At 64.1% G+C, this 12,014-nt stretch carries 16 protein-coding genes and 1 tRNA gene; 9 read left to right on the top strand and 8 right to left on the bottom strand.

What is annotated here, in order from left to right; all coding sequences use genetic code 11:
* The first annotated feature begins 175 nt into the window (after window positions 1-175).
* From VW23_RS05925 to VW23_RS05910, 4 genes are all read left to right on the top strand, one after another.
* Window positions 176-252: transfer RNA gene (locus VW23_RS05925), tRNA-His, on the top strand.
* Between the two features lie 97 nt (window positions 253-349).
* Entirely contained in the window at window positions 350-901 is a 552-nt protein-coding gene (locus VW23_RS05920; RefSeq protein WP_069908666.1) for an AAA family ATPase, read from the top strand.
* Between the two features lie 84 nt (window positions 902-985).
* A complete protein-coding gene (locus VW23_RS05915) occupies window positions 986-1,375 on the top strand; it encodes a DUF2147 domain-containing protein (RefSeq protein ID WP_069908665.1) in 390 nt (129 codons plus the stop codon).
* Between the two features lie 82 nt (window positions 1,376-1,457).
* On the top strand, window positions 1,458-1,682 hold the full coding sequence (locus VW23_RS05910; protein ID WP_069908664.1) for a hypothetical protein: 225 nt from the start codon (window positions 1,458-1,460) through the stop codon (window positions 1,680-1,682).
* A 1-nt stretch (window position 1,683) separates the two neighbouring features.
* On the opposite strand, the gene VW23_RS05905 is transcribed toward VW23_RS05910, so the two are convergent.
* The 4 genes from VW23_RS05905 to VW23_RS05890 all read right to left on the bottom strand — a co-directional run bounded on the left by VW23_RS05905 (window position 1,684) and on the right by VW23_RS05890 (window position 5,415).
* Window positions 1,684-3,531, bottom strand: a complete 1,848-nt coding sequence (locus tag VW23_RS05905) for a TadE/TadG family type IV pilus assembly protein (RefSeq protein WP_069908663.1) — start codon at window positions 3,529-3,531, stop codon at window positions 1,684-1,686.
* Window positions 3,532-3,582: 51 nt separating this feature from the next.
* A complete protein-coding gene (locus tag VW23_RS05900; RefSeq protein ID WP_069908662.1) occupies window positions 3,583-4,203 on the bottom strand; it encodes a L,D-transpeptidase in 621 nt (206 codons plus the stop codon).
* Between the two features lie 196 nt (window positions 4,204-4,399).
* A complete protein-coding gene (locus tag VW23_RS05895) occupies window positions 4,400-4,879 on the bottom strand; it encodes an SRPBCC family protein (protein ID WP_069908661.1) in 480 nt (159 codons plus the stop codon).
* Between the two features lie 101 nt (window positions 4,880-4,980).
* Window positions 4,981-5,415, bottom strand: a complete 435-nt coding sequence (locus VW23_RS05890) for a response regulator (protein ID WP_069908660.1) — start codon at window positions 5,413-5,415, stop codon at window positions 4,981-4,983.
* A gap of 157 nt (window positions 5,416-5,572) precedes the next feature.
* Here VW23_RS05890 and VW23_RS05885 point away from each other — a divergent pair, with 157 nt between their 5' ends.
* On the top strand, window positions 5,573-6,175 hold the full coding sequence (locus VW23_RS05885; RefSeq protein WP_069908659.1) for a DNA-3-methyladenine glycosylase I: 603 nt from the start codon (window positions 5,573-5,575) through the stop codon (window positions 6,173-6,175).
* A gap of 167 nt (window positions 6,176-6,342) precedes the next feature.
* Here the strand turns inward: VW23_RS05885 and VW23_RS29640 are convergent, their stop codons facing one another.
* The 4 genes from VW23_RS29640 to VW23_RS05875 form a co-directional block, all read right to left on the bottom strand.
* Complete coding sequence (locus VW23_RS29640) at window positions 6,343-6,477, bottom strand: hypothetical protein (RefSeq protein WP_280138971.1); 135 nt, start codon at window positions 6,475-6,477, stop codon at window positions 6,343-6,345.
* Between the two features lie 29 nt (window positions 6,478-6,506).
* Window positions 6,507-6,671: a hypothetical protein gene (locus VW23_RS28885; RefSeq protein ID WP_176730339.1), complete on the bottom strand. Its 165-nt coding sequence runs from the start codon at window positions 6,669-6,671 to the stop codon at window positions 6,507-6,509.
* 306 nt (window positions 6,672-6,977) lie between these two features.
* Window positions 6,978-7,202: a hypothetical protein gene (locus tag VW23_RS05880; protein ID WP_055884793.1), complete on the bottom strand. Its 225-nt coding sequence runs from the start codon at window positions 7,200-7,202 to the stop codon at window positions 6,978-6,980.
* 88 nt (window positions 7,203-7,290) lie between these two features.
* A complete protein-coding gene (locus tag VW23_RS05875) occupies window positions 7,291-7,533 on the bottom strand; it encodes a hypothetical protein (protein ID WP_069908658.1) in 243 nt (80 codons plus the stop codon).
* 423 nt (window positions 7,534-7,956) lie between these two features.
* On the opposite strand from VW23_RS05875, the gene hisS reads away from it, so the two are divergent.
* Genes hisS through VW23_RS05855 form a run of 4 tightly spaced genes read left to right on the top strand, consistent with a single transcriptional unit; the run spans window position 7,957 to window position 11,964 of the window.
* Entirely contained in the window at window positions 7,957-9,402 is a 1,446-nt protein-coding gene (gene hisS, locus VW23_RS05870; protein ID WP_069908657.1) for a histidine--tRNA ligase, read from the top strand.
* On the top strand, window positions 9,399-10,484 hold the full coding sequence (locus tag VW23_RS05865) for an ATP phosphoribosyltransferase regulatory subunit (protein ID WP_069908656.1): 1,086 nt from the start codon (window positions 9,399-9,401) through the stop codon (window positions 10,482-10,484). Before hisS ends, VW23_RS05865 begins: the two co-directional genes overlap by 4 nt.
* The gene (gene hisG, locus VW23_RS05860; protein ID WP_055884785.1) at window positions 10,481-11,215 is read left to right on the top strand and encodes an ATP phosphoribosyltransferase; all 735 of its coding nucleotides are present in this window, start codon (window positions 10,481-10,483) and stop codon (window positions 11,213-11,215) included. Before VW23_RS05865 ends, hisG begins: the two co-directional genes overlap by 4 nt.
* Window positions 11,212-11,964 (top strand): TSUP family transporter, encoded by a 753-nt coding sequence (locus tag VW23_RS05855; protein WP_069908655.1) that lies wholly within the window; start codon window positions 11,212-11,214, stop codon window positions 11,962-11,964. Before hisG ends, VW23_RS05855 begins: the two co-directional genes overlap by 4 nt.
* Window positions 11,965-12,014 lie beyond the last annotated feature (50 nt).

Here is a 12,014-nt window from a genome sequence, read left to right as displayed (position 1 = left end):
TTAATCTTCTCTAAATATCCCGGGGCCCCCGCCCGGTCCATATCGCGCGGACGTCAGCGGCCGGCATTCGCTGCCGATGGTTAAGCCGCAGGCTGTCAACAGGCGATGAAAAACAGGCTCAAATCGACGCTTGCCAGCAGCGATAAGTGAAACTATGGTCCGCCGCGCTTGCCGGGCCGCCTTAGCTCAGTTGGTTAGAGCGCTAGATTGTGGATCTAGAGGTCCCCCGTTCGATCCGGGGAGGCGGTACCATTCCCGCACTGGCCCGGCACTAAGCAAATCCCCCCGCTGACACGTAAATTGCGCTGACCCATCCGGGTTTGGCGTCACCCTGACATGGAGCGAGGCGATGGCCCGCGAATTCATCCTGACCGGTGCCCCGGGCGCCGGGAAAACCGTTATCCTCAGGGCGCTTGAAGCCCAGGGCGTAGACGTGGTCGAGGAGGCGGCGACCGATGTGATCGCGCTCGACCAGGGGCGTGGGATCGAGGAGCCGTGGCGACAGCCCGAGTTCATCACCGACATCGCCAGGCTGCAGCTGCTCCGGGCGGCGCGGCCTGCGACGGGGGCAGTGCGGGTGGCGGATCGGTCACTGGTCTGCACGCTGGCGCTGGCGGAGTACCTCGACCATCCAGTGCCGGAGCTGCTCGTCGAATCAATCGGTTCGATGCTGGCGTCTGGCCAGTATGAGCGGCAGGTACTGTTCGTCGAGCTCCTGGGCTTCATCACCAATACGGAGGTACGGCGGATCAGCCTCGCGGATTCGATGCGGTTCGAGCGCTTTCACATCGAGGCGTATGAGCGGTTCGGGTTTGAGCTGGTGCGGATCCCTGCCCTGCCAGTCGACCAGCGGGTCGCCATGGTGCGGTCGCTGATCGGCCCGGTGATGAACCCTGACTGAACGAAGCGTTCGCGACGGGTTCAAGCACCTGCAGGCAGTGGGAATGGCAACAATGCATTCACCATGTTGCCGAGGGGCTCCTTCATGCCGAAGTCGTTCACGCTCATTGCCACCGCCATCGTCGCCACGGCCCTCGCCATCGCGCCGGCCTTTGCCGCGCAGTCCCCGGCCGGGACCTGGCAGACGGTCAGCGGCGAGTCGCGGTTCGAGGTGACGCTGTGCGGCGATGGCACCGAGCTCTGCGCCAAGCTGGTATGGCTGCGTGACGATGCGCGCACCGCCGAGAACCTTAGCTATCTCGACTCCTACGTGCTGAAGGGCGCCAAGCGCGCGCTCGAGAACAAATGGCGCGGCAGCGCCGAATATATGGGCGAAGTGGTAAAGGGCACCCTGACCCTGGTTGACGGCGACACCATGACCATCAATGGCTGCAAGGGCGCTCTCTGCCAGAAGTTCGAACTGACGCGGATTTGACTGAGAAATGAGAGGGATGCGCGGCAACCAGTCTTACCATCCCGGCGTTACTGAGTTGGCCCGTGCATATGGAGTATTCGAGATGGATCGCCGCGCCTACAGACTGACTTCCCCAATTGCCAGCCGCAGGGCGAAGTCATGGCTGGCCGCGGCGCACAACGCGCGGTTGCGGCCTACCAATCCGATCGCGCCGATCGATGCGCCAGAGCTGCCCATGGCGATCCGCTTCGAGGGGCTCACCGAGGCGGAGCAGCAAGCGGCGCTCGCCGCCTTTCCCGGCGGCAAGCGCTTCGTTTTGCAGGGTTAGGTCACTGCGACAGACGGAGGTCTGAAATGTTCTCGCCAATTTCGCGGAAGGCTGCCACGAGGCCGGCGCTGTCGTTGGCGAGCTTGGCCTTGCTCGGCTCAGATGCGCACTTGTTCAGTAGCGACACGGCGTTACCCGTGGTGCCGAGATTGAAACCAACCGTGTAGACCACCACGTCCTTCTGCTTCATGTTGTAGCAGAGATCCTCGGCTTGGCCGAATGGCCCGGTCATGGTGCCGGTAGTTCCGTCGGGCGCGCTGCAGCCGGAATAGCTGGGACTGACACCCTTGCAGTACTCCGTGTTGTACTCACCGTCGGTCATGATGATGACGATCTTCATCGTGTTGGGAGCAGTATAGGCGGCCGGCCGCGACTCGTAGTCGCCACCCACGGTCGCCTGAGGATCATCGAAGAGTTCGGCGAAGTTGGGCGCGACCAGGTACCACGCCCAGGCCGTGCCCAGTTGACCGGCAGTGGCGCCGCTGGCGCTGAGCGCGCCGGATGCGGTGTAGGCATTGAGCTTGGTCTTGTTGGAGGTCAATGGCAGGATCTTGGCCGCGCTACCGCAGGTGCCGTTGGACGTGTAGTGGATGGCAAGCGGCGTGGTGCTTGGCGCGGTGTCAGTGAAACTGTTGCTCGATCGTTCAGTTACGCACGCCGGGGTAGCTTCGTAAGTGCGGCTCGAACTCATACGGTAGTACTGGCAGCCGTACTTGGTGCACCAGGCCTTGCCTGTCGTCACTGGCTGTACATAGGTGCTGCCGTAACCGACGACCGGGATGGAAAACGTGTCGTTGCTCAGCTTGGTGATCTGATAGTCGTCGTCGTTGAGCGACGACATATTGGACGAGACGTTCGTGAGGCGCACATAGTCGTTGTTTGCGAAGCCATGCGCCGTCGAAGTGATGACAATGTTGCAGCTCGCCGCAATGATGCAGCGTTTCATCTTGTCGGCTGTGGTCGTCTGGTAGGCCGAATAGTTTCGACCATCGACGCGCGAGCCGTTCGTCCCATAGAGCTCGAAGGTGTTCGTCGTCTTGTTCTTTACGATATACGCCTTGTTGTTCAACTCGGTCATGCCCTTGACGCCAGTGATATAGATCATGTCGTCATTGTTGAGGCCGTGAGCGTTCTGGGTGATGACCACGGGGCGCGCCTGGGTCGCGCCACTGATGTCCTTTTCGACATCCCACCACGCTGCGGAGCTGATCGTCTTGGAAGCGGGGATCGTGCCGCGCGACTCGTCGGCATAGGCAGAGCCGACATTGACGGCCGTCGAGTATGGCACCAGGGCCATCTTGGAGTAGGTCGGAGTCTGCTCATCGTGCACGACAAGCGGAATCAAGGTGGCGAGGGCGGTCTGCAAAGTGGAAATGCCTGAGCTGCCCATCGAGCCGGTCGTATCGAGTGCCACCGCCACTTCGAGGTTTACCGAGCCACGCGTGGCCTCGGACACGATGCTGGTCGTCATGTCTTGAATACCGACCAGCGTGACGAAGGCCATCGGAACGGTGATCGTCCCCTTGAGCTTAAGGGTGCCAGTTGTGGTGGTGGCGTCGGCCCAGTCGACGCTGACGGTCAGGCTGTCGTCGTTCAGCCGCTCGAGCACCAGGTCCTCGGCGGACTTGCGCAGTTGTTCCTCGGTCTGGCTGTAGATCTTGGGGGCAAGCCCCAGTGCCGCTGAATCAAGCGCGATCTGCATCTTGGTGCGAGCGGTTTCCATCGACGTGTAATCCACGGCGGCGCCGGCCATGGCGACGAGGACGATGGCCATCAGGCCGAAGATGACTGCGAAAACGCCGCGCTCATCGGCGCGGAACCGCTTGAAAAGCTCGAAAATACCGCGCATGGCGCCGGAAAACCCCCAGAATTCCGGCGTCAGTGTCGCTGAAATTCCTAACTAAAGCACAATCACCTTGGCGCCAATTTTGACGCGTTCGTAGAGATCTTCGACATCATCGTTGACCATGCGGATGCAGCCCGATGAGACATCCTGGCCGATGGTCCAGGGCTCGTTGGTGCCATGGATGCGGTAGAGGGTCGAACCGATATAGATGGCGCGGGCGCCGAGCGGGTTGTTGATGCCGCCGGGCATATAGTCGGGCAGGTTCGGCTGCCGGCGCTTCATCTCTTCGGGCGGCGTCCAGCCCGGCCACTGACGCTTGTTGGAAACCTTGTGCGTGCCGCTCCACTCGAAACCATCGCGGGCCGTGCCGATGCCGTAGCGCAACGCCTTGCCGTCGCCGAGCACCAGGTAGAGGTGCTTTTCGCCGGTGTTGACGATGATGGTGCCGGCCTTCTGGTTGGATTTGTAGGCAACGATCTGCCGGCGGAACTCGGGCGCCAGACGCACCTTGTTGCTCTTCACCTTGTAGCCCGGATGGGGCTTGGCATCCTGCAGCGACGGACGCGACAGATCGAACATGAACAGGCCCTGCGCCGCGTTGGCCGTATCGGCGAACACGGACAGGGACACGAGGCAGGCAGTGGCGGCGAGCACCGCCCGGGACGAACGCAGCATGGCACACACTCATCATTAGTACGCGGACGCCCGAGGGAGTCGGGCGGCCGCAGTATTAACGAGAATATCGAATGAGGCGTGAAGGAAGGTGGTTAAGTAGAAGTGACGCGGGGGCGCCGGTTTGCTGTTGGAGGAGCAGATGAGCCGGCCGGTAACAGCAACCACCGGCCGGAGTCGAGGCGTGGACAGCGACGCGTTACGCCACCCGCTCGGCCAGCAGCGCATCCAGGCGGTCGTAGCTCTGAGCCATGCCGTCGGTCATGCCGGTGAGCAGCACCTGGTCGCGAACCTCCTGGCTGTCGAAGCTCATGGTGAGGGTGAGCGTGGTGCGGCCGCCGCGTTCCTCGAAGGTGGTGGTGACCACCGCCTCGCCAGGCGTACCGATCATCCCCTCGGTGTGGACGATACGGGAGGGGACGACGATCTCGCGGTAGCGCCCGGTGAAGCCGAACTCGGAGGCGTCGGCGTCGCTGCGCCAGATGTAGCGGTAGGTGCCGCCAACGCGCAGGTCGATCTCGCAGATGGGCATACTCCAGCCCGGCGGACCGAGCTGCCAGCGCTGCACCAGCTGTGGCTGGCTATGGGAGGCAAAGACCAGGTCGGCAGGCGCGTCGAAGCTGCGCGACACGGTGACGGCGTTGTCAGAGGGGTGGGTGATCGTCAGAGCTGCGGGCATGCTGGGTCTCCATCTATAACCTCAACGTTCTATAACGCCTTGGTTATAGATGGTCAAGGGATGACTGAAACACGGGCATGCCGCCCCTGATCGCCCCTACCCTACAGCAGCACCTGCCCTGCCTCCGGCTCGTCGGGGATCTGCCAGCCGTCGGGCAGCAGGCGGCCGAGGGCAGCGGCGGCATGGGCGAGGCTGAAGGGCTTGGTGAGCACTTCGCTGGCGCCCAGTTCCCTGGCGCGGGCAATGGTCTCGCGGTTGGGATAGGCAGTGATCATCACCACCGGGACGCGTCCATTGGGGGAAAAGCGCGGATCGCGGATCACCTCCAGCAGTGCCGCGCCGTTCATTTCCGGCATGTACCAATCCATGAACACGATATCGTAGCGCGTTGCCTGGATGGCGCCCACGGCGGGCGCGGCGCCCGCCAGTTCATCGATTGAAACGAGGCCGAGCTTGCGCAGGGTTGCCGCCACCGCGGCGCGCGCATAGGCATTGTCGTCGACGACGAGCGCCTTCAGGTCCTGTGGCAGGATCATTGGCGTTTGGCCCCCCAGCCGATTCGCCAGTTATGATTGTCATGAGATCGGAAGCGTGCGGACTTCCAATCTTGCTGGCTTGACGGGCGATCGAACCGGAAGGTCTACAACCTCTGCTGATCGCTATGCGGGCTCATCTATTTACCGGGAGTTAACCATGTCAACGCCGACCGAGGTGACGCGCTGCAGCTGGGCGGGGAGCGACGCGCTCTACCAGCACTATCACGACCGCGAATGGGGGCGGCCGGTGACCGACGATACGCGGCTGTTCGAGAAGCTCTGCCTCGAAGGGTTCCAGTCGGGCCTCGCGTGGATCACCATTCTGCGCAAGCGCGAGAATTTCCGCGCGGCGTTCCATGGCTTCGACCTGAAGCAGGTGGCGGCGATGGACGACGCCGACATCGAACGGCTGCTGCAGGACGCCGGGATCATCCGGCATCGCGGCAAGATCGCCTCGACCATCAACAACGCCAAACGCGCGCTGGAGCTGCAGCAGGAGTTCGGCTCCCTGGCCGCCTATTTCTGGAGTTTCGAGCCGGAACCGGTGAAGGGTCCGATCGTCTCGGGGAGTATCCCGGCCGAGACCGAGGCGTCGAAGGCCATGAGCAAGGACCTCAGGAAGCGCGGGTTCTCGTTCGTCGGCCCGACGACGAGCTATGCGTTCATGCAGGCGATGGGCCTGGTGAACGACCACGTGGACGGGTGCTTCTGTCGGGCCGAGACGGCGGCGGAGCGGGATGCGTTGAAGCGGCCGAAATAGGCTCCAAATACCGCGCCCACGCTCGACGTCATCCCCGCGAAAGCGGGGACCTCCGTTTGCGATCGTGCAGCAGGCCAAGAAAACAGAGGTTCCCGCTTTCGCGGGAATGACACCGAGTTTGAGGCGCGTGAGCATGCCCTGACGCCCCTCCTATTCGATCCGGCTGACTACCTGATCAGCAGCAGGGCCATCAGCTCGAGCTTGGACAGCTTGAGCTCGGGGCGCAGCTCGTCGCTCGGGTCGAGGTGCTGTTTCGGCTTTTGCGCGTTGCGGCGGAGGCCGAGTTTGCGGGGGAAGAACATCGTGTCGTCCGGCGGTTGCGCCGGCTCCCTCAATAGCGGGTTTGCTGTTGGCGGCTCAGGAACAGGACCATCAGTTCGAGGCCGGTGACGTTGCCAAAGGGTGGCATTTCGTTGTTCCGCCACTCCCGCGGCGGAAGCGGTTCGTCGACAGTGCCATTCCGGCGGCGGTCGCCGGGCCGTTTGAACAGGAACATGTGTGTATCCGGACGCATCACGCGCCGGCTCCCGTGAGGATGGGTAGCGGTCAGCGGCTCATGAACAGAGCCATGAGCTCGAGGCCGGTGATGTTGCCGAGCAGCGGCAGGCCGTCCCTATGCCTCTCGCGAGGCGGCAAGGGCTGGCTGAGGTCTGGCTTCCGGCGGCTCCCGCCAGGGCGTTTGAACAAAAGCATGTGCGTGTCCGGACGCGTTACGCGCCGGCTCCTTGAATGATGAATCTGATGACGGGCGCCGGTCCCGGCAAGGGTTTGCCCTCGTCCGGCCCGGCGCCCTGAGAACGCTCTACATGGGGAAATCGGGCGGCAGCCCGATGTCCCTGAGCAGGTGCGGCGACAACGGAGCAGCGCTGCCGCGGCGATAGGGCCGGAGCACGCGACGCAGCATCGCATCGGCACGGCGCCGGGCGATGAACAGGCGGATACGGCCGATGAGGCCGATTTGCCCGATGTCGAATTCGGGCGTGTTGAGGATGCGCGACGTGGCGCGGTCCCGTACGATGAGAACCATCTCACTTGTCCGGGCGAAGCCCGGTCCTCTGATGAAAGCGGTGGGACGGCCGAGCCTTGCTCCAGACCCCAAGGTCCGGAGCAAGCGCTTAGCGGTAGTCCCAGTGGCTTTTCGGCTCCATCACCTCGGGCATCAGCCCGAGATCGCGACGGAGATGACTGGGCACAGGTGGCGACCCGCGAGACTTGTAGCGTCTCGCCGCGCGCGCCAGCTGGGCGTTGGCCAGCATCGTGACGGCTGCTGAAACCAGCGCGCCGGCGACGCCGACATGGGTGTGCGCCTGAGCGCGATTGGTGCGTGCCGGGGCACGGGTCTGGAGCTCAAGAGTCATGATCTCATCCGGGCGCAATGCGGCCCGGTCCTCTGGTTGAGAGACAATGGTGGTGGCGACGGAATCCGGACGCGCGAAGACGCCGAATGGCGATGCCGGTTACTGGGGTTCAGTCGAGGCTAGAAAGGGCTGGAACAGAGGACCCCGGGGAGGGGTCGGCGCCATTAGGCGCGAGCGAGACCAGCTGGGTTAACGCCAGGACCGGAAACGAACATCGAATGAATCATGCGTCGCCTCCTCTTTGGTTGGCGTTGAACGAGGGGGCTGATACGCCGACTCGAACCCGATGCCAACCCCGGATGCGGCAGGCTGACGCACCACGCATGATACTGTTGCTGCAAAGACACAGGTGGTTTCCTTGAGTCAGCGGGGGCTTTCCGTTAGGAACCAGCCTCAGATTCCGGGCTCTGACCAGCAGACACCATGACCGACAAGAAGAAGCTCATCGCGCCGCGGTTGCCGCGCGGCTTCGAAGATCGTTTGCCCGCCGATATTTCGGCGGTGAACGCAATGACGGCGAAGATCCGCGCGGTCTATGAGCGCTATGGCTTCGATTCGGTCGAAACGCCGCTGCTCGAATATACCGAGACGCTCGGCAAGTTCCTGCCCGACACCGACCGGCCGAACGCCGGCGTGTTCAGCCTCCAGGACGAAGACGAGCAGTGGATGAGTCTCCGCTACGACCTGACGGCGCCGCTGGCCCGGCATTTTGCCGAGAATTTCGACAAGCTGGCCAAACCCTATCGCAGCTATCGGGCCGGCTATGTGTTCCGCAATGAGAAGCCGGGCCCGGGGCGGTTCCGCCAGTTCATGCAGTTCGACGCCGACACAGTCGGCGCGGCAGGGGCCGAGGCAGATGCCGAGATGTGCATGATGATGGCCGACACCATGGATGCGCTCGGCCTCGCCGGCAAATACGTGGTGAAGGTCAACAACCGCAAGGTGCTGGACGGGGTGCTGGCATCTGCCGGTGTCGTCGACGAAGGGCAGAAGCTCGCGGTGCTGCGCGCCATCGACAAGCTCGACAAGTTCGGCACCGAGGGGGTGGCGCTGCTGCTCGGCGAAGGCCGCAAGGACGAGAGCGGCGACTTCACCAAGGGCGCGGGCCTCAGCGACGAACAGCGCGCCGTGGTGCTGAACTATGTGCGGGGCGAGGAGCCTGAGCACAATGAAGGGATCGCCGAACTCAACGCCATGCAGGCGCTGTTCGATGCGGCGGGCTATGGCGCGGATCGGATCAAGATCGATCCGGCAGTGGTGCGCGGCCTCGAATATTACACCGGTCCGGTGTTCGAGATCGAACTGACCTTCAAGGTGCAGAACGAGAAGGGCCAGGATGTGGTGTTCGGCGCGGTTGGCGGCGGCGGCCGCTATGACGGGCTGGTCAGCCGGTTCCGCTCGGAGCCGGTGCCGGCAACGGGGTTCTCGATCGGTGTCTCGCGCCTCGCCCATGCGCTGCGGCTGACCGGCAATCTCGGGGCCGAGGAGCCGCTCGGGCCGGTGGTGGTGCTGGTGCTCGATAAGGAGCAGACGGCGCGCTACCAGGCGATCACCTCGCGGCTGCGCCGGGCCGGCATCCGGGCCGAGATGTTCATGGGCAACACCAAGAATTTCGGCAAGCAGGTGGCCTATGCCGACAAGCGCAACTCCCCGGCGGTGATCATCGAAGGTACGCAGGAACGCGAACTCGGCAAGGTGCAGATCAAGGACCTGATCGCCGGCAAAGAGGCGGCCAAAGCGATTGCCGACAATGCCGAATACAAGGCGGCGCGGCCGGGCCAGTTTGAATGTGACGGTGACCTCGACGCGATTGTTGCCGCCATCTCCGAACTGCCGGCGGTGTCCGCCTATCTGGATGCCAATAAGTGAAGACAGCATCGGAGCGATACGCGGCGCTGGTACGGCTGGTCGAGTCGCGCACGGTGACGCGCGCCACGCCGGCGCTGCTCCTGCCGGCGGGCCCGTATTTCGACCTCGCGGGCGAGGAATTCGGCCGGAACCTGTTGCTGACCACCACGAATAACGGCGTCGAGTACTGCCTGAGGCCGGATTTCACGCTGCCGATCGCGCAGCAGTATCTCGAGGACGGGCTCACTGGCGCGCCCTCGGCCTACACCTATCTCGGCCCGATCTTCCGTCAGTACCAGTCCACCCCGGTCGAGTTCGAACAGGCCGGGCTGGAACTCCTGGGCCAGGCCGACGCCGACAACGCGCTCGACCAGGTGCTGACCTTTGCGCGCTGGGCGCTGGCCATCTACGACATCACCGCGCCGAGCGTACGGCTGGGCGGCGTCGGGTTGTTCGAGGCGTTCCTCGAGGCGGCGCAGATTCCAGTGGCGTGGCGCAGCCGCATCCGCCACCGCTTCGGCCACCCCGAGGCGCTGGAGCGGCTGATGGAACGGCTCGCCAACCCGGAAGAGCGGGTGGAGGCCCCTGCCCCCGATAGCCGTGATACGGTGATCGAAATCGTCACTGACGCCATGCTGTCGGGCGGGTTGAGCCTGATCGGCAGCCGCACGCCGGAAGAGATTGCCGATCGATACCTCGAAAAGCAGGCGCTCGAATCGGCGCCGATCCCGCCCGAGACGGTAGCGCTCTTGCAGAACTATCTGTCGGTTGCCGAGAGCACCGAGACGGCATTCGAGCGCATCTCGGAGATGTGCAAGCAGGCCGGCTTCGATTTCGACGAGCCGCTGTATCAGGTGCGGAACCACGCGGCGGCGCTGGCGGCGCTATCGCCCAATGCAGACGTGATCTTCGATGCGAGCTTCTCGCCGCGCCTCGATTACTACACCGGCATCGTGTTCGAAATGACCGGCTCGGACGGCGAGGTGCTGGCATCGGGCGGCGAGTATGACCGTATGCTGGAGCGGCTGGGAGCTGGCGAGCCGGTGAAGGCTTCGGGCTGCGCGCTGTGGGTTGACCGGCTCGAGAGGGAGGCCGAACAATGAGCACTTTGCCCGGCGGCCTGACGCTTGCGATCCCCAGCAAGGGGCGGCTCGAGGAGCTGACCCGCAAGGCCTTCTCGACGGCGCGGATGAACATCGCCCGTCCGGGTGGCGCACGTTCCTATGTCGGCTCGATCAAGAACCAGCCGCAGGTGACGGTGCGGTTTTATCCGGCGGCCGAGATTGCGCGCGAGCTGATCCTCGGCGGCGTCGATATCGGCGTCACCGGCTCGGACCTGATCCACGAGGCCTCGGAGAACGGCGAAGAGAACGTACTGTTCGTGCGCGGGCTTGGTTTCGGCGAAGCCAATGTGGTGGTGGCGATCCCCGACAGCTGGATCGACGTGCAGCAGATGACCGACCTCGCCGATGTGGCCTCGGATTTTCGCTCGCGCCACGGGCGCTGGCTGCGCGTTGCGACCAAGTATGTGAACCTGACGCGGCGGCACTTCGCCAAGTACGGCATTGCCGAATACCGCATCGTCGAGAGCGCCGGGGCGACCGAATCGGCGCCGGCCGCGGGATCGGCCGACCTGATCGTCGACATCACTTCGACCGGCTCCACCCTCGCCGCCAACCAGCTCAGGGTGCTGGAGGACGGACTGATCATGAAGTCGGAGGCGAACCTGATCGTCTCGCGGACCGCCGACTGGACGCCGCTCAGGAAGGCGCAGCTCGAAGCGCTGCTGTCGATCATGGGCGGGGTGCCGCCGGGGATCTCCACCCTGCTGTGAGCTTCGACCTGACGATCCTCGTCGCGCTTGGCTTCGTGGGGCTGCTCGCGGGGTTCGTTGATGCCATTGCCGGCGGCGGCGGGTTGATCGCCATTCCGGCGCTGCTGGCGGTCGGCATTCCACCGGTCACCGCGTTCGGGACCAACAAGCTGCAATCGGTGGTGGGCACGGTGATCGCCGCCTTCACCTACTGGCGCAAGGGGTTCGTATCGCTGCGGCTGCTGGCGATCGCCATTCCACTGACCTTTGGCGGCTCGTTCCTCGGGGCGCTGGCAGTCAAGTCGATCGATACGACCGTGCTGCAATATGCCGTGCCGGTGGCACTGATCGCGGTGGCGCTCTACTTCGCGTTCGCGCCCAGGCTCACCGACGAAGACAGCCACGCCCGGCTCGGCGTCGCCACCTTCCTGCCGCTGATGGGGTTCGCCGTCGGGTTCTACGACGGCATCCTGGGGCCGGGGACGGGCTCGTTCATGACGCTCGGCTTCGTCACGCTGTTCGGGTTCGGGGTGACGCGCGCGGCGGGGCACACCAAGGTGCTGAACCTCACCTCGAACCTCGGAGCGCTGGCGCTGTTCATCCCTTCGGGAAACGTAGTGTGGCTCGTGGCGGGAGTGATGATCGTCGGGCAGATCATCGGCGGCTATCTCGGCGCCCTCACCGGCATCCGCTTCGGCGCCAAACTGATCCGACCGCTGGTGGTGGTGGTGTCGATCGCGCTGGCGGTGAAGCTGCTGGTCTTTCCCTAGAGCGCCGCTGGTTGTCCGCTCCCCTCCCCCTTGAGGGGAGGGGCGGGGGG

It is taken from the genome of Devosia insulae DS-56, from assembly GCF_000970465.2.
Classification (GTDB): Bacteria; Pseudomonadota; Alphaproteobacteria; order Rhizobiales; family Devosiaceae; genus Devosia_A; species Devosia_A insulae.
The sequence above is the reverse complement of the archived record's forward strand: the minus strand, read 5'-3'. Positions and strand labels throughout refer to the sequence as shown.